Genomic DNA, 16,718 nt, shown 5'->3' on the forward strand with positions numbered 1-16,718 from the left:
GGATGGGGTGCCCGCTGCACGAACGGCTGCTTCCACATTCGCGAAGCCGCCGTCAGGGGCGCCTGATCGGCGCCCCGATGCCAGATTACTGGCTCAGGTAAACAAACTTGCCATTCTTGATGGTGCCCATCACGCTCGCCCGCTGATCGAGACCGACGTGATCCTTCGGGCTCGTATTGACGACCCCGTTCGGCACCACCAGCTCATGCGCGTGTTCGAGCTCGTCGCGCAACGCGACGCGAAACGCCGGCGTACCCGGCTGCGCGGTCTTCAACGCGCGCGCGACGGCGTCCCGCAGGCGCGGGTACACGCCGGCCGCGTCGCCCGCGAACTGCGTGACGCTGCCGGGGCCGTACTTCGCCTCGTACGCGTCGACGAACGCGAGCGCCGCCTTCTTCGACGGATGATCGGCCGGCAGCGTGCGCGCGACGACGACCGGTTGCGTCGGGAACAGCGTGCCTTCCACGTCTTTACCGCCGAGCTTGATGAACTCCGGCGTCGCGATGCCATGCGTCTGATAGATCGGGCCCTTGTAGCCGCGCTCGATCAGCGTGCGCTGCGGCAGTACCGTTGGGGTGCCCGCACCGGCGATCAGGATCGCGTCGGGCTTCGCGGCCATCAGCTTCAGGATCTGGCCGGTCACGCTCGCGTCGGTGCGGTTGTAGCGCTCGGTCGCGACCAGCTGGATATGGCGCAGCGCAGCGAACTTGCGGAACTCGTTGAGCCAGCTTTCGCCGTAGCCATCCGCGAAACCGATGAAGCCGACCGTCTTCACGTCGTGGTTCGACATGTAGCGCGTCATCACGTCGGCCATCGCGCTATCGGTCTGCGCCATCTTGTAGGCCCAGATCTTTTTGCCTTCCTGCGGCTCGACGACGACGGCCGAGCCGATCAGCGTGATCATCGGCGTCTGGCTGTCGGCGACCGGATCGAGCGCGGCCATCGCGGCCGGCGTGATGTTCGGGCCGACGATCACGTCGACGTGGTCCTCGTCGATCAGCTTGCGGATGTTGCGCACGGCGTTGCCGGGGTCGGACGCGTCGTCGAGGAAGATGTAGTCGGCTTTCTGGCCGGCGATCGTCTGCGGCCACATCAGCATCGCGTTCTTGCTCGTGATGCCGATCACGGCGGCCGGTCCGGTGTACGACAGATCGATGCCGACTTTCAGGTCGGCGTGCGCCGCGCCGGCGACGAGCAGCGCCGCGGCCGCGAGGCCGCGCAGGGTGTTGCGTACTTTATTGTTATGCAACTTCATCGGAAGGTCTCCGTAGCGAGAGAGCGGTATGGAAGCGGTTCAAAGCTCATAGGTTTCGTGTTCGCCCTTCAGCGCCTGCTCGATCAGCTTGCGGGTCAGGCTCGGCGACAGCAGCTCGACGAGCGTGTACACGTAGCTGCGCAGATACGCGCCCTGTTTCAGCGCGACGCGCGTCACGTTGCTGCCGAACAGATGGCCGACCGGCATCGCGCGCAAATGGCGGTCGCGCTCGGCGTTGAAGGCGATGTCGGCCATGATGCCGACGCCGAGGCCCAGCTCGACGTAGGTCTTGATCACGTCGGCGTCGATCGCCTCGAGCACGATGTCCGGATGCAGACCGCGCAGGCGGAACGCTTCGTTGATCTTGGTGCGGCCGGCGAACGCGTTGTCGTACGTAATCAGCGGGTACTGGGTCAGGTCGTCGAGCGACAGCAGCTTGCGCTCGAGCAGCGGATGGTCGGGCTGCATCACCGCGACGTGGTGCCACTGGAAGCAGGGCAGCGACACCAGATCCTTGTAGTTCGAGATCGCCTCGGTCGCGATCGCGAGGTCGGCCTGGTCGTGCAGCACCATTTCGGCGACCTGGGTCGGGCTGCCTTGCAGAATTGAAAGGTGAACCTTCGGAAAGCGCTTCTTGAACTCCGCGATCGCCGCGGGCAGCGAGTAGCGCGCCTGCGTGTGGGTGGCGGCGATCGTCAGATTGCCTTGGTCCTGCGCCGCGAAGTCCTTGCCGACCCGCCTCAGGCTTTCCACTTCCTGCAGGATTTTTTCGATCGATTGCAATATGATGCGGCCCGGCTCGGTCAGCGAGCGCACGCGCTTGCCGTGGCGGGTGAAGATTTCGACGCCAAGTTCGTCCTCCAGCTCGATGATCGCCTTCGAGACGCCCGGCTGGCTGGTAAACAACGCCTTCGCCGCTTCGGTGAGGTTGAAGTTCTGCCGCACAGCCTCGCGGACGAAGCGGAATTGGTGCAGGTTCATATATAACCTCGCCGCATATAAAAAGAATTTTTTAGTCGTTTGAAATATAAGGCGAGTTTATTACGATCTGTCCATCTTTTTCAATATGGATATCTGTATTTGTTATAAGCAAATGAGCGATGGGTCTAAACGCTCGCTTGCGCTAGCTGACAAAGACGGTATTCAAGCCGCGGCCGATCCGGACGGTCGCGTGTCACAAGTTTCGAAAAAATTGGGGCCCCCGAATGTACCAATACGATCAGTACGACCAGACCATCGTCGATGAACGGGTCGCGCAGTACGCCGATCAGGTTCGCCGCCGCTTGTCGGGCGAATTGAGCGAAGAGGAATTCCGTCCGCTGCGCCTGCAGAACGGCCTGTACTATCAGCGCCACGCGTACATGCACCGCATCGCGATTCCGTACGGCAACTTGCGCAGCGACCAGATGCGCGTGCTCGCGCAGATCGCGCGCGAACACGACCGCGGCTACGGCCATTTCTCGACGCGTTCGAACATCCAGTACAACTGGATCAAGCTCGAAGAAACGCCGGAGATTCTGCGCAAGCTCGCCTCGGTGCAGATGCACGGCATTCAGACCTCGGGCAACTGCATCCGCAACATCACCGCCGATCAATTCGCCGGCGTCGCGCCCGACGAAGTCGTCGATCCGCGTCCGTGGGCCGAAATCCTGCGTCAATGGTCGACGTTCCACCCCGAATTCGCGTGGCTGCCGCGCAAGTTCAAGATCGCGGTGTCGGGTTCGAAGGAAGACCGCGCGGCCGTGCAGATCCACGACATGGGCGTGTATCTGCGCAAGAACGAGCAGGGCGAACTGGTGGCCGACATCCTCGCCGGTGGTGGTCTGGGCCGCACGCCGATCGTCGGCGCGGTGATCCGCCGCGATCTGCCGTGGCAGCACCTGCTGACCTATAGCGAAGCCGTGTTGCGTGTGTACAACCGCTACGGCCGCCGCGACAACATGTACAAGGCGCGTATCAAGATTCTGGTGAAGGCGCTCTCGCCGGAGAAGTTCGCCGCGCAGGTCGAAGAAGAGTGGCAGCACCTGAAGGACGGCCCGTCGACGCTCACGCAGGCCGAAGTCGATCGCGTGACGCAATACTTCGCGCCGCCCGCTTACGACAAGCTGCCGGACACCGATACGTCGTTCGAAAAGCATCTGCTGGAAAACCGCGCGTTCGCGCGCTGGGTCGAGCGTAACGTGCGTCCGCACAAGGTGTCGGGCTACGCGTCGGTCACGCTGTCGCTGAAGCCGACCACGGTTGCGCCGGGCGACGCGACGGACGTGCAGATGGACGCGGTCGCCGACTGGGCCGACGAATACTCGTTCGGCAAGGTCCGCGTGTCGCACGAACAGAACCTGATCCTCGCCGACGTCAGGAAGCGCGACCTGTTCGCGCTGTGGGAAAAGGCCAAGGCGCAGGGTTTCGCGACGCCGAACATCGGCTTGTTGACCGACATCATCTCGTGCCCGGGCGGTGACTTCTGCTCGCTCGCGAATGCGAAGTCGATTCCGATCGCGCTCGCGATCCAGGAACGTTTCAACGATCTCGACTACGTGTACGACCTCGGCGACGTGTCGCTGAACATCTCGGGCTGCATCAACGCGTGCGGTCACCATCACGTCGGCAACATCGGCATTCTGGGCGTCGACAAGGACGGCTCCGAGTGGTACCAGGTGACGCTCGGCGGCGAGCAGGGCACCGGCGCGACCGGCGCTCACCTTGGCCGTGTGATCGGCCCGTCGTTCTCGGCCGAGGAAATGCCCGACGTGATGACGAAGGTGATCGATACGTTCGTGGAAAACCGCCAGGAAGGCGAGCGTTTCATCGATACGTACACCCGCATCGGCATCGCGCCGTTCAAGGAGCGCGTGTACGCCGCGCGTCAACCGGCTCACGCGTAACCGCGAAAGGATACTGAACAGATGGCTTCAATCATCAAGAATCGCGCGATCGTCAACGACGACTGGAGCGTCGTGCGTGCCGCGGAAGACGGCGCTTTGCCGGCAGTGAGCGAACTGCCGGCCGGCAAGGTCATCGTGCCGCTGGCGCTGTGGCAGGCCGAGCGTGAAGCGCTCGTCGCTGCGCGTAGCGCCGCCGACATCGGCGTATGGCTCGCGCCGGATAATGAACCGGCGGATATCGCCGGCGACTTCGACAAGCTCGCGCTGATCGCCGTGGACTTCCCGGTGTTCCGCGACGGCCGCGGCTACAGCATCGGCCGTCTGCTGCGCGAGCGCTATGGCTACAAGGGCGAACTGCGCGCGATCGGCGACGTGCTGCGCGACCAGATCACGTTCATGTTCCGCTGCGGCTTCGACGCGTATGCACTGCGCGCCGACAAGGACATCAACGACGCGTTGAAAGCGTTCGACGACTTTAGCGTGCAGTACCAGGGCGCCGTGGACACGTCGCCGCTGTTCCGCCGCCGTGCCGCGCAGGCTGGCGCCGCCAAGGTCCCGGCATGAGCGCCGCCCAATCGTTGAGCCCGGAGCTCGCAGCGAAGGTCGAGCGTCTCGACGCGCTGCTCGACTCGATCGCCGCGCGTCACGCGAACGTGAAGCTCGCGAGCAGCCTCGCGGCCGAAGATATGCTGCTCACGCATGCGATCCTGTCGCGCGGCGTGAAGATCGGCATCTTTTCGCTGAACACGGGGCGTCTGCATGCGGAAACGCTCGGCATGCTCGACCGCGTGAAAGAGCGATACGGCTACGACATCGAGCAGTTTCATCCGCAGGCGGCCGCGGTCGAGCAGTATGTGAACGGGCACGGCCTGAACGCATTCTACGAAAGCGTCGAGCTGCGCAAGCGCTGCTGCGAGATCCGCAAGGTCGAGCCGCTCAGTCGCGCGCTTGCCGAGGTCAGCGCCTGGGTGACCGGGCAGCGTCGCGAGCAATCGGTCACGCGTGCCGAGCTGCACGAGGAAGAGCACGACGACGCGCGCAACATCGCCAAGTTCAATCCACTCGCGGACTGGACCGAAGCCGAAGTCTGGGATTATCTTAGTGCGTTCGACGTGCCGGTCAATCCGCTGCATGCGCGCGGTTATCCGAGCATCGGCTGCGAGCCGTGTACGCGTGCGATCCGCCCCGGCGAAGACAGCCGGGCGGGGCGCTGGTGGTGGGAGTCGCGCGATACGAAGGAATGCGGCTTGCATATCACGGCGATTACTCCGATTGCGGTCGAGCGCAACGAAAACGCGTCGGCCTGAGCGCCGTACCGAGCTTGCGGCGCATTATCGCCGAAACCGATCTGAATATTTTCGCCCGTGCGAGAAGCGCTTGCCGGACGAACCAACGAAGGACCCGCTATGAGCACCACGCTCGATTCCACTGTCAACGCTCCGCTTGCCAACACGGTCAACCGGATGGATCACCTCGATTGGCTCGAAGCCGAGTCGATTCACATCCTGCGCGAACTGGTCGCCGAATGCAGCAAGCCGGCGCTGCTGTTTTCGGGCGGCAAGGATTCCGTCGTGGTGCTCGCGCTCGCACTGAAGGCGTTCGGCCTCGGTGCGAACCGCAAAACGCAGCTACCGTTCCCGCTCGTGCATATCGACACGGGCCACAACTACGACGAAGTGATCGGCTTCCGCGATCGTCGCGCGCAACAGATCGGCGCGGAACTGGTGGTCGGCCATGTTGAAGATTCGATCAAGCGCGGCACCGTGCGTCTGCGTCGCGAAACGGATTCGCGCAATGCCGCGCAGGCGGTGACGCTGCTCGAAACCATCGAGCAGTACGGTTACACCGCGATGATCGGCGGCGCGCGCCGCGACGAGGAAAAGGCCCGCGCGAAAGAGCGCATCTTCTCGTTCCGTGACGAATTCGGCCAGTGGGACCCGAAGGCGCAGCGCCCGGAACTGTGGAGTCTGTACAACGCGCGTCTGCACAACGGCGAACACATGCGCGTGTTCCCGATCTCGAACTGGACCGAGCTCGACGTGTGGCAATACATCGCGCGTGAACAGCTCGAACTGCCGTCGATCTACTACGCGCACCAGCGCGAGATCGTGCGCCGCAACGGCCTGCTCGTGCCGGTCACGCCGCTCACGCCGATGCGCGAGGGTGAGACGAGCGAACAGGCGCTCGTGCGTTTCCGCACGGTCGGCGACATCAGCTGCACGTGCCCGGTCGAAAGCGACGCGGACGACGTCGAGAAGATCATCGCCGAGACGGCCGTCACCGAAATCACGGAGCGCGGCGCGACGCGGATGGACGACCAGGTGTCGGAAGCGGCGATGGAGCAGCGCAAGAAGCAGGGTTATTTCTAAGCACACGACGAGGGCAATGCAACCATGAGCAGTATTCATCAACCAGAAGACCTCGGCGTGCTGCGTTTCATCACCGCGGGCAGCGTCGACGACGGCAAGAGCACGCTGATCGGCCGCCTGCTGTACGACAGCAAGGCTGTATTGAGCGACCAGCTCTCGGCGCTGTCGCGCGCGAAGAACAAGCGCACCGTCGGCGATGAAATCGATCTGTCGCTGTTGACCGACGGCCTCGAAGCCGAGCGCGAGCAGGGCATCACGATCGACGTCGCCTACCGCTACTTCGCCACCGCCAAGCGTAAGTTCATCATCGCCGATACGCCGGGCCATGAGCAGTACACGCGCAACATGGTGACGGGCGCGTCGACCGCGCATGCGGCGATCATTCTCGTCGACGCGACGCGCGTGACGTTCGAAAACGGCGTCGCGCAACTGCTGCCGCAAACCAAGCGTCATAGCGCGATCGTCAAGCTGCTCGGTCTGCAGCACGTGATCGTCGCGATCAACAAGATGGACCTCGTCGACTACAGCGAAGCGCGCTTCAACGAGATCCGTGACGCCTACGTCGAACTCGCGCGTCACCTCGGTCTGCAGGACGTGCGCTTCGTGCCGGTGTCGGCGCTGAAGGGCGACAACATCGTCACGGCGAGCGAGCGCATGCCGTGGTATGCGGGCGAGCCTCTACTCGACGTGCTCGAAGCGCTGCCGGTCGAAACCGCGAACGGCGAGGCGCTGCGCTTTCCAGTGCAGTGGGTCGCGCGCCAGGACGGCAGCCGGGCCGACGATTTCCGCGGCTACATGGGCCGGGTCGAATCGGGCGAAGTGAAGCTCGGCGACACGATCGTCGTGCTGCCGGCCAACCGCGAAGCGACCGTGGCGGAGATCATCGCGCCGGTGGTCGGCGGCACCGCGCAGGTGGACCGTGCGTTCGCCGGTCAGACAGTGACGATCCGTCTCACCGAAGACGTCGACGTGTCGCGCGGCGACACCTTCGTGCTGCGCGAAGCGGCGCCGGAGCCGGCGAAGAAGCTCGAAGCGGACCTCTGCTGGTTCGACGACGCGCCGCTGTCGACGCAGCGCAAGTATCTGCTGAAGCAGACCACCAGCACGGTGTTCGCGAAGATCGGCGCGATCAGGGAAGTGCTCGACGTCCATACGCTGTCGCAGGCGACCGATCGCAAGGAACTGGCGATGAACGATATCGGTCGTGTCGCGCTGACCTTGCAGAAGCCGCTCGTGTGCGACGCGTACGACTCGCATCAGGGCACCGGCGCGTTCGTGCTGATCGACGAGGCGACGAACCACACGGTCGCCGCCGGCATGATCCGCGCGTTTTCCGCCTGAGCACGGCAAGGCTAGCAGGCGACGGACGGGCCACACAGGCGGCGCAACGCGCCGCCGCGTACGCTCCAACGAACAGGTTGATGTCAATGGGTAAGGTTTATCTGATCGGCGCGGGACCCGGTGCCGCGGACCTGATTACGGTGCGCGGCGCGCGGCTGCTCGGCGCCGCCGACGTCGTGCTGCACGATGCGCTGGTCGAGGCGGCGATGCTCGACTACGCGCCCGCGCGCGCGAAGCGCATTGCGGTCGGCAAGCGCTGCGGCCAGCTATCGACGGCCCAACAGTTCATCAACAAGCAGATCGTCGATGCGGCTTTGGAGCACGACGTGGTCGTGCGTTTGAAGGGCGGCGATCCGATGCTGTTCGGCCGAGCCGACGAAGAGATGCGCGCGCTCGAAGCCGCGGGCATCGAGTATGAGGTCGTGCCGGGCATCACCGCCGCGCTGGCGAGCGCGGCCACGCTGAAGCGTTCGCTGACGCTGCGCGGCGTGTCGCGCAGCGTCGCGCTCGCGACGTTCAGCCGCGCGCCCGGTTCGGACGAGATTCGCGAGCAGGTCAACGCCGATTCGCTGGTGTTCTACATGGGCCGCGACAGCGGCGTCGAGATCGCGCAGCAACTGATCGATGCTGGCAAGCCCGCGACCACGCCCGTGGCGATCGTCGAGGCGTGCAGCACGCAGCGCGAACGCATGCTGACGCTGACATTGGAAGATCTTGCGGCCGGCGAAGCGCAGCGGTGGGTCGATGCGTCGCAGCCGAGTCTGTTGATGATCGGCGAGGCGTTCGCGGCGCGGCAGACCGAGGCGAAGCGCGCGTCGAACGGGATGCTGGTCGCGGCCTGAATATCCTCGGCAGGGCCGACCCGAGAGCGGCGAATCTGAGCAACCAGAACGAAAAAATCAGAGCTGCCGCAAGCAATACTGCGCGAGCGCATCCAGCACCGAATCATCCTCGCCGACTGCCACCGCGCAGCGAATCTCCACACCGGGATGCGCGGCGCGGCAATGATCGACAATCGCGGGCAAATCCTTGCGGACATGACCGCCTTGCCCGAAGAACACCGGCACCACGGTGATCGCATCGCAGCCTTGCGTGACGAGTTGCGCGACGGCCGTCGGCAGGTCGGGTTCCATCAGTTCGAGAAAGGCGAGCGTAACCGCAGGAGCTTCGCCCGTCGCCGCGCGCGCGGCGCGCAGCTTGTCGGCGAGCCGTTCGAACGGCTCGCGCCAGCGCGCATCGCGCGCGCCGTGGCCAAACAGAATCAGTCCGTGCATAGCCATCGCATCAGCTCCTGACGATGCCCCTCAACGCACTGGCGTTAGTGCCGGTCGACCCACTTCAACCCGACGAGCCCCAGCACGAGGTAGACGAGCCCAGGTGTCGCCGCGGTCAACGGCGCGGGCCACGTATTGAGCGTGCCGATATGCGAGAACAGCGTGTTGAACAGCTGGAAGCTCATGCCGAGCATGATGCCGCCGAATACCTTCATGCCGACCACGCCCGCGCGCGTATGCAGATACGCGAACGGCAGCGACAGCACCAGCATCACGAACACCGCGAACGGATACAGCACCTTGCGCCACAGCGCGATTTCATAGCGCTGCGTGTCCTGATGGTTTTCGGTCAGATGCTGGATATAGCGGAACAGATTGAACATCGACATCCGGTCCGGCGACACCAGCAGCACCGACAGGATCTGCGGCGTCAGCTCCGAGCGCAGCGAATACTCGGGCAGCGTGACCTGCTTCGCGCGATAGACCGGATTGAGCGCATCTGCCGGCGTACCCGGAGCGGGGGCCACGTCGAGCAGTTGCGTATCGGTCACGCCGGTCAGCAGCCAGTGGCCCGGCGGCTGATAGCGGCCGCTCTTCGCGATGCGAATGTTCGACAGGCGGAACTTCGAATCGAACTCGTAGATGCGCACGTTGCTGATCGTCGCGTCGGGCTTCAGCTCGCCGACGTTGACGAAGCGCGTGACCTGCTCGCCGTCGGCGCGCTCGGTCAACGTGTCCTTGACCCACACGCCCGACTGGAAGTTGCTCGACACCGACGAGCCGAGCGCCTCGAGCCGCACGCGCTCGGAGAGCTGATCCGTATACGGGCCGACCACTTCGCCGATCAGATAGGTGACGATCACGAGCGGAATGCCGATCTTCAGCAGCGAGCGCAGCGCCTGATTCGTCGCGAGGCCTGATACGCGGAAGATCGTGTATTCGGAGTTCGCCGCCATCTGCGCGAACACGTAGATCGCGCTGATCAGCGCCGCGACCGGAATGATTTCGTAGAAACGCGACGGCGTTTGCAGCGCGACGCGCAGCACCGCGTACTGAAACTTGTAGTTGCCGTGGCCGACCGAGTTCAGTTCGTTGATCAGGTCGAAGAAGAAGAACAGACCTGAAAATGCAAACAGGATGAACACGAACGTGAGATAGATCTGACGCGCGAAATACCTTTCATAAATGCGCATCGCTCAGGCTCCCTGCGAACGGCTGAACATGGCGCGCGTAAATAGCGGCCGGTTGCGCACCCGCATCCAGAAGATGAACGCGACGATCCCGAGCACGATCACGTGCAGGATCACGAGCCCGACGCCGAACGACATCTTGCCCTGCTCGATCCACGCCTGCACGACGTTCAGCAGATTCGAATAAGTGAGGTAGATCAACACGGCCATCACGAGGTTGATCGTGCGGCTGCGCCGCGGGTTCTGGTGCGCGAGCGGAATGGCGAGCAGCATCAGGTTGATCGCGATCAACGGAAGACCCGCGCGCCACGCGAATTCGGCGAGGTTCTCTTTAGTGGGATTGCGCAGCAGCGTGAGCGTCGGCAAGCCGGTGGTGGTCGGCGTATTGACGACCGGCTGGCTCTGGATCTTCACGCCGTAGCGCGCGAACTCCATGATGCGGAAATCGGGGTGGCCCGGTTCGCCGTCGTAGCGGCGGCCGTTTTCCAGCACGACGAAGCGGTCGCCGTTCTTGTGCGTCTCGATGTGGCCGTTCTTCGACACCACGACGTTGACCTTGCCGCCTTCGGTGCTCGTCACGAACACGTTTTCCACATGCCCCTGGTCGGGCGACATCTTCTCGATGAAGAACACGCGGTGCGTGGTCGGCGATTCGCGGAACTGCCCCGGCGCGAGCAGCGAAACTTCGTCGCGCTGCTGGAAGCGCGCGCGGATCAGCTTGCTCTGCTGGTTCGACCACGGCCAGCCGACGAACACGAAGAACATGATCAGGATGATGATCGGCGTGGCGAAAATGCCGATCGGCTTGATGAATTGCGTGAGACTGACGCCCGAGGACAGCCACACGACCATCTCGGAGTCCTTGTACCAGCGCGTGAGCACGAACAGGATCGACACGAACAGCGTCGCGACGAGCATGATGGCCAGATAGCCGATCACGGTGAGGCCGATCAGGACCAGCACGTCGCGCGGGTCGACCTCGCCCGAGGCCGCGAAGCCGACGATGCGGATCATCATCGTCGTCAGCACGAGCGTGAGGAGAACCATGAACACGGCGCCAGCCGTGTACGCGAGCTCGCGCTGGAGGGAGCGTTCAAAGATCATTGTTGATGACGAGAGGGGGCGCTCACGGCGACGCGGGGGTGTTCGTTCCCGTCACGCCTCCGGTGCAGCCGCCGCGGGAAAAATAGCGGATAATTGCGGCTTTCATCCTAAGCCCAGATTTTATCCGAGGACAAGCGCGATGGACTTTAGCATAAAAGCCTGTGATTGGACCAAAGGCTCGACGAACGGTTTCCTGACCGGGAAATCCGATTGCATCGTGATCGGTGTGTTCGAGTCGCAAACGCTGTCGGGCGCCGCGCTGGAGATCGACGCGGCCACCAAGGGCCTGCTCACGCGCGTCATCAAGGCGGGCGACATGGACGGCAAGGCGGGTACCACGCTGTTCCTGCACGAGGTGTCGGGCATCGGCGCGTCGCGCGTGCTGCTCGTCGGGCTCGGCAAACAGGACGCTTTCAGTCAGAAAGCCTACGGCGAGGCGGTCCGCGCCGCATGGCGCGCGCTGCTCGGCACGAAGATCGTGCAGGTCACGTTCACGCTCGCGCAACTGCCGGTGCTCGAACGCACGGCCGACTGGTGTGTGCGCGCCGCGATCCTCGCGCTGCGCGAGCTGACCTACCGCTTCACGCAAATGAAGAGCAAGCCGGACAACACGCCGCGCGCGTTGAAGCGCATCGTGTTCAGCGTCAACACCGGTGACGAGAAGGCCGCCAAGCTCGCCGCCAGGCAGGGCGCCGCGCTCGCCAACGGCATGGACCTGACGCGCGAGCTCGGCAATTTGCCGAGCAACGTCTGCACGCCGACCTATCTGGCGAACACCGCGAAGAAGCTCGCGAAAGACTGGAAGCTGAAGGTCGAGGTGCTCGGCGAGAAACAGTGTGAAGCGCTGAAGATGGGCTCGTTCCTGTCGGTCACCGCGGGCGCGGTCGAGCCGGCGCAGTTCATCGTGCTGCAGTACCAGGGCGCCGCCGCGAAGGCCGCGCCGGTCGTGCTGGTCGGCAAGGGCGTCACGTTCGACACGGGCGGCATCTCGCTGAAGCCGGGCGAGGGCATGGACGAGATGAAATACGACATGTGCGGCGCGGGCTCGGTGCTCGGCACGCTACGCGCGGTCGCCGAGATGGGCCTGAAGATCAACGTGGTCGGCATCATTCCGGCCGTCGAGAACATGCCGTCGGGCATGGCCACCAAGCCGGGCGACGTCGTCACCAGCATGAAGGGCCTCACGATCGAGGTGCTGAACACCGACGCCGAGGGCCGCCTGATTCTGTGCGACGCGCTCACCTACGCGGAGCGCTTCAAGCCGGCCGCGGTCATCGACATCGCGACGCTGACGGGCGCCTGCATCATCGCGCTCGGCCATCACAACAGCGGCCTGTTCTCGAAGGACGACGCGCTCGCGGGCGAACTGCTCGACGCGTCGCGCGAAGCGGCCGACCCGGCATGGCGCCTGCCGCTCGACGACGAGTACCAGGACCAGCTGAAGTCGAACTTCGCGGACGTCGCGAATATCGGCGGGCGTCCGGCGGGCAGCGTGACGGCCGCGTGCTTCCTGTCGCGTTTCACGGATTCGTACCCGTGGGCGCATCTCGACATCGCCGGCACCGCGTGGAAGAGCGGCACCGCGAAGGGCGCGACGGGCCGTCCGGTGCCGCTGCTCGCGCAGTTCCTGATCGACCGCGCCGGCCAATGACGCAGTGCGGTAAGCGCGCGCACGGCGCGCGGCAAGCGGCGCGGAGCGGCCGATGACGAGAATCGACTTTCACTCGAACGTCGGCGATTCGCTGCTGTACGCGTGTCGCCTCGTGCGCAAGGCGTATCTGGCGGGCCAGCCGCTCGTCGTGCTGGCCGAGCCCGCGCGCCTGCGCGCCTTCGACGAAATGCTGTGGACCTTCTCGCCGCTCGACTTCGTGCCGCACTGCATGGCGGGCACGTCGCTTGCCCCCGACACGCCCGTCGTGCTGGCCACGAATCTCGACGACGTGCCGCATCATCTGGTGCTGCTCAATCTGGGCGCAACGGTGCCGGCGCAGTTCGCGCGCTTCGAAAGATTGCTCGAAGTGGTCGGTAACGCACACGAGGAACTCGCTGCGGGCCGCGAGCGCTATCGCTTCTATCGCGATCGCGGCTATGCTTTGAACAACTACAAGCAGGGCGGCTAGTTCGTTGCGCTGCGCGTCATGGCCGCGAGGAACGCGGCATGCGGACCGCCTGCCCTGGCTTCGACTCAAACACGGAGAGCGCACGTGTCCGATCCCCACGACAATTCGATTCCGGTCCTGAACGAGGTCCTCGTGCCGGGCCGCGCGCGCGAGACGCGCGAGGCGTCGACCGATGCCGCCGCGCCTGCATCCCAGCCGGGCGCCGAGCCCGCAACCCCAGCCGTCGCGCAACCGGCGGCGGTGCCCGAGCCCGCTTCCCGCACGGAGCCCGCGTTCGTGCCACCGCCCGCGCATCGAGCCGACCCGACGCTGGCGCCCGAGCCGGTACTCGCGCCCCAACCGGTGCCCACGCCCGAGCAACTGAGTTCGCCGGAGCCCGTGCTCGTGCCGGAGCCGATGCCGACGCGAGAAGCCGCGCATGCGGCGGAGCATGAGCCTCCCGCGCAGACCGAGCTTCATCAGCCGCACGTGGCTGATCACACGCACCCGAGAAAACACGCACGGCCGCATCACGGCATTCATGTGCGACATGGGCATGACGACTTGCGTGAGGACGTGGAGGTGTCGCCCGGCGTGTTCGATCGTACCGAGCCCTTCATACCGCTCGAAGCCGGCGCGACCGTGCCGCCGGATATCGACCATGAAGGCGCGCACGAAGCCGCTCCCGCTCAGCCCACACCCGATGCCGACGCGCTCGCCGCACGTTTGCACGGACGCTTCCAGCGTTTTCTGACGGGCGAGGGGCGCGGCATCATCGAGGCGCGCTGCCGCGATGCAGTGCAGCAGCACACGAGTCTGCTCGTGAGTCAGATCACGCGCGAGGTCGCGCAGACGCTCGAAGCCGAGATGACCGATTGGGTACGTGAAGCGGTGGAAGAAGAAATCGCGCGGCGCTCGCGTTGACGCCGCGGTGACCTGAGAGCGCCGTTATTTGAGCGTCAGCACCCAAGCCGCCAGCGTGGCCGCCTGATCGGGAGTCAGTTGCGTGTTCGCGGGCATCGGCACGGTTCCCCATACGCCGGTGCCGCCATCGAGGATCTTGCGCTTCAGATAGGAGACGGCGTCGTTGCGTCCCGCATAGCGGGCTGCAACGTCGTGCAGCGCCGGCCCCATGAACGGGCGAGTGACCGAGTGGCAGCTCATGCAGTTCTTCTGCTGGGCGAGCGCGAGCCCGGCTGTTTCGGCACGGGCTGCGGGACTGGCGGCGCTCAATGCGGCGGCGAGCGCAACAGTGGCTGCCACGGCTGCGTACGACATCGATTTCATTATGGTCTCCGCCAGTGCAGATGCCCGGCTCGTGGTGCACGCATTATAAGAGCAAAGGGGCGCACGGATTTTCGTGCGCCCCTTGCGTTTTCGCGTAACGTGGCGGCGGGTTATCGCTGTCGGGGCGGGCCGCGCCGGCCGTGGTCATTACCCCGTCACCGCCCCTCGATTCGCCGGCTGCGCGAGCGCGAAATACTTGGCCATCACGCCGCGTGTGTAGCGCGGCTTCGGCGCCTGCCATGCGGTGCGGCGGCGCTGCAGCTCGGCATCGTCGATGTTCAGTTGCAGCAGCAGCTGGTGCGCGTCGATCGTGATCGAATCGCCTTCCTGCACGAGCGCGATCGTGCCGCCGACGAACGCCTCCGGTGCGACGTGCCCAACCACCATGCCCCAGGTGCCGCCCGAGAAGCGGCCGTCGGTGATGAGCCCGACCGATTCGCCGAGCCCCTTGCCGATGATCGCCGAGGTCGGCGCGAGCATTTCCGGCATGCCGGGGCCGCCCTTCGGGCCAAGATAGCGCAGCACGACGACGTCGCCGGCGACGATCTTGTCGGCGAGGATCGCTTCGAGCGCGCTCTGCTCGTCGTCGAATACGCGCGCCGGGCCCGTGATGACCGGGTTCTTGAGCCCGGTGATCTTGGCGACCGCGCCGTCTTCGGCCAGATTGCCCTTCAGGATCGCGAGATGGCCTTCGGCGTAGAGCGCCTTGTCGATCGGGAAGATCACCTGCTGATCGCTGCGCGGCTTGGCTGGTACGTCCTTCAACTCCTCGGCGATCGTTTTGCCGGTGATCGTCATGCAATCGCCGTGCACAAGCCCGGCGTCGAGCAGGATCTTCAGCACCTGCGGAATGCCGCCCGCCTTGTGCAGATCGGTGGCGACGTACTGGCCCGACGGTTTCAGGTTGCAGATCACCGGCACTTTTTTGCGCATGCGCTCGAAGTCCTCGATCGTCCATTCGATCTCGGCCGCGTGCGCGATCGCCAGGTAGTGCAGCACCGCGTTGGTCGAGCCGCCGGTCGCCATGATCAAGGCAACCGCGTTTTCGATCGACTGCTTCGTGATGATGTCGCGCGGCTTCAGATCCTTCTTGACGGCTTCGACGAGCACACGCGCCGATTCGGCGGCCGAGTCGACCTTCTCCTGGTCGGGATTCGCCATCGTCGACGAATACATGAGCGACATGCCGAGCGCCTCGAACGACGAGCTCATCGTATTGGCCGTGTACATGCCGCCGCACGAACCGGTCGACGGACACGCATTTTTCTCGATGCCCTCGAAATCCTCCTGCGACATGCGGCCCGCCGTGAATTCGCCGACCGCCTCGAACGACGACACGATCGTCAGATCGGTGCCTTTCCAGTTGCCCGGCCGGATCGTGCCGCCGTACACGTAGATGCCCGGCACGTTCATGCGCGCGAGGCCGATCATGCCGCCCGGCATGTTCTTGTCGCAGCCGCCGATCACGACCACGCCGTCCATCCATTGCCCTTGCACGCAGGTCTCGATGCAATCGGCGATCACCTCGCGCGACACGAGCGAGTACTTCATGCCCTCGGTGCCCATCGACATGCCGTCCGAGATCGTCGGCGTGCCGAAGGTCTGCGGGTTCGCGTCGGCGCGCCTGATCGCGGTGACGGCCGCGTCGGCGAGACGCTGCAGGCCGGCGTTGCACGGCGTAATCGTCGAGTGGCCGTTGGCGACGCCGATCATCGGTTTGTCGAAATCCTCCTTCTGGTAGCCGAGCGCGTAGTACATCGAGCGATTCGGTGAACGCGCGATGCCTTGCGTGATGTTCTTCGAACGACGGTTGTAGGCCATGGGGAGCTCCAGTCTGGCTGTTCTGATGAAAGCGCGCGGCGGCGTGCGCGCGCGCATCCGTTCAGTGTAGTTCCGCCAGACCGTGCAAACCGG

16 protein-coding genes are annotated in these 16,718 nt (G+C 64.7%); 9 read left to right on the forward strand and 7 right to left on the reverse strand.

Annotated features, from left to right (window positions below):
- Positions 1-85: 85 nt before the first annotated feature.
- Together HDG37_RS06745 and HDG37_RS06750 are read right to left on the reverse strand one after the other, a co-directional pair.
- Positions 86-1,255 carry an ABC transporter substrate-binding protein gene (locus HDG37_RS06745; protein WP_184045522.1) on the reverse strand — a complete coding sequence of 390 codons (1,170 nt, stop codon included), beginning with the start codon at positions 1,253-1,255 and terminating at the stop codon, positions 86-88.
- A 39-nt stretch (positions 1,256-1,294) separates the two neighbouring features.
- Complete coding sequence (locus HDG37_RS06750; RefSeq protein ID WP_184045524.1) at positions 1,295-2,236, reverse strand: CysB family HTH-type transcriptional regulator; 942 nt, start codon at positions 2,234-2,236, stop codon at positions 1,295-1,297.
- Between the two features lie 224 nt (positions 2,237-2,460).
- On the opposite strand from HDG37_RS06750, the gene HDG37_RS06755 reads away from it, so the two are divergent.
- From HDG37_RS06755 to cobA, 6 genes are all read left to right on the forward strand, one after another.
- A complete protein-coding gene (locus tag HDG37_RS06755; RefSeq protein ID WP_184045526.1) occupies positions 2,461-4,140 on the forward strand; it encodes a nitrite/sulfite reductase in 1,680 nt (559 codons plus the stop codon).
- Positions 4,141-4,161: 21 nt separating this feature from the next.
- Complete coding sequence (locus HDG37_RS06760) at positions 4,162-4,704, forward strand: DUF934 domain-containing protein (RefSeq protein ID WP_184045528.1); 543 nt, start codon at positions 4,162-4,164, stop codon at positions 4,702-4,704.
- Positions 4,701-5,447: a phosphoadenylyl-sulfate reductase gene (locus HDG37_RS06765; protein WP_184045530.1), complete on the forward strand. Its 747-nt coding sequence runs from the start codon at positions 4,701-4,703 to the stop codon at positions 5,445-5,447. Before HDG37_RS06760 ends, HDG37_RS06765 begins: the two co-directional genes overlap by 4 nt.
- A 99-nt stretch (positions 5,448-5,546) precedes the next feature.
- Positions 5,547-6,509 (forward strand): sulfate adenylyltransferase subunit CysD, encoded by a 963-nt coding sequence (gene cysD / locus HDG37_RS06770; protein WP_184045532.1) that lies wholly within the window; start codon positions 5,547-5,549, stop codon positions 6,507-6,509.
- A 24-nt stretch (positions 6,510-6,533) separates the two neighbouring features.
- The gene (locus tag HDG37_RS06775) at positions 6,534-7,850 is read left to right on the forward strand and encodes a sulfate adenylyltransferase subunit 1 (protein WP_184045534.1); all 1,317 of its coding nucleotides are present in this window, start codon (positions 6,534-6,536) and stop codon (positions 7,848-7,850) included.
- 86 nt (positions 7,851-7,936) lie between these two features.
- Positions 7,937-8,692 (forward strand): uroporphyrinogen-III C-methyltransferase, encoded by a 756-nt coding sequence (gene cobA / locus HDG37_RS06780; protein ID WP_184045979.1) that lies wholly within the window; start codon positions 7,937-7,939, stop codon positions 8,690-8,692.
- Positions 8,693-8,749: 57 nt separating this feature from the next.
- Here the strand turns inward: cobA and HDG37_RS06785 are convergent, their stop codons facing one another.
- Genes HDG37_RS06785 through lptF form a run of 3 tightly spaced genes read right to left on the reverse strand, consistent with a single transcriptional unit; the run spans position 8,750 to position 11,418 of the window.
- Positions 8,750-9,130, reverse strand: coding sequence for a sirohydrochlorin chelatase (locus tag HDG37_RS06785; RefSeq protein WP_018419678.1), 381 nt, complete (start codon positions 9,128-9,130; stop codon positions 8,750-8,752).
- A 38-nt stretch (positions 9,131-9,168) separates the two neighbouring features.
- Positions 9,169-10,317: an LPS export ABC transporter permease LptG gene (lptG, locus tag HDG37_RS06790; RefSeq protein WP_184045536.1), complete on the reverse strand. Its 1,149-nt coding sequence runs from the start codon at positions 10,315-10,317 to the stop codon at positions 9,169-9,171.
- A gap of 3 nt (positions 10,318-10,320) precedes the next feature.
- Positions 10,321-11,418 carry an LPS export ABC transporter permease LptF gene (gene lptF / locus HDG37_RS06795; protein ID WP_184021026.1) on the reverse strand — a complete coding sequence of 366 codons (1,098 nt, stop codon included), beginning with the start codon at positions 11,416-11,418 and terminating at the stop codon, positions 10,321-10,323.
- A gap of 139 nt (positions 11,419-11,557) precedes the next feature.
- On the opposite strand from lptF, the gene HDG37_RS06800 reads away from it, so the two are divergent.
- The 3 genes from HDG37_RS06800 (at position 11,558) to HDG37_RS06810 (ending at position 14,441) form a co-directional block, all read left to right on the forward strand.
- Positions 11,558-13,069, forward strand: coding sequence for a leucyl aminopeptidase (locus HDG37_RS06800; protein ID WP_184045538.1), 1,512 nt, complete (start codon positions 11,558-11,560; stop codon positions 13,067-13,069).
- Between the two features lie 52 nt (positions 13,070-13,121).
- Positions 13,122-13,538 carry a DNA polymerase III subunit chi gene (locus tag HDG37_RS06805; RefSeq protein WP_184045540.1) on the forward strand — a complete coding sequence of 139 codons (417 nt, stop codon included), beginning with the start codon at positions 13,122-13,124 and terminating at the stop codon, positions 13,536-13,538.
- Between the two features lie 84 nt (positions 13,539-13,622).
- Positions 13,623-14,441, forward strand: a complete 819-nt coding sequence (locus HDG37_RS06810; RefSeq protein WP_184045541.1) for a DUF2486 family protein — start codon at positions 13,623-13,625, stop codon at positions 14,439-14,441.
- A 24-nt stretch (positions 14,442-14,465) separates the two neighbouring features.
- Here HDG37_RS06810 and HDG37_RS06815 read toward each other — a convergent pair whose 3' ends face one another.
- Positions 14,466-14,804: a c-type cytochrome gene (locus HDG37_RS06815; RefSeq protein WP_184045543.1), complete on the reverse strand. Its 339-nt coding sequence runs from the start codon at positions 14,802-14,804 to the stop codon at positions 14,466-14,468.
- A gap of 147 nt (positions 14,805-14,951) precedes the next feature.
- The gene (ilvD, locus tag HDG37_RS06820; protein WP_184045545.1) at positions 14,952-16,625 is read right to left on the reverse strand and encodes a dihydroxy-acid dehydratase; all 1,674 of its coding nucleotides are present in this window, start codon (positions 16,623-16,625) and stop codon (positions 14,952-14,954) included.
- Between the last annotated feature and the right edge of the window lie 93 nt (positions 16,626-16,718).

Source organism: Paraburkholderia sp. MM5384-R2, from assembly GCF_014201025.1.
GTDB lineage: Bacteria > Pseudomonadota > Gammaproteobacteria > Burkholderiales > Burkholderiaceae > Paraburkholderia > Paraburkholderia tuberum.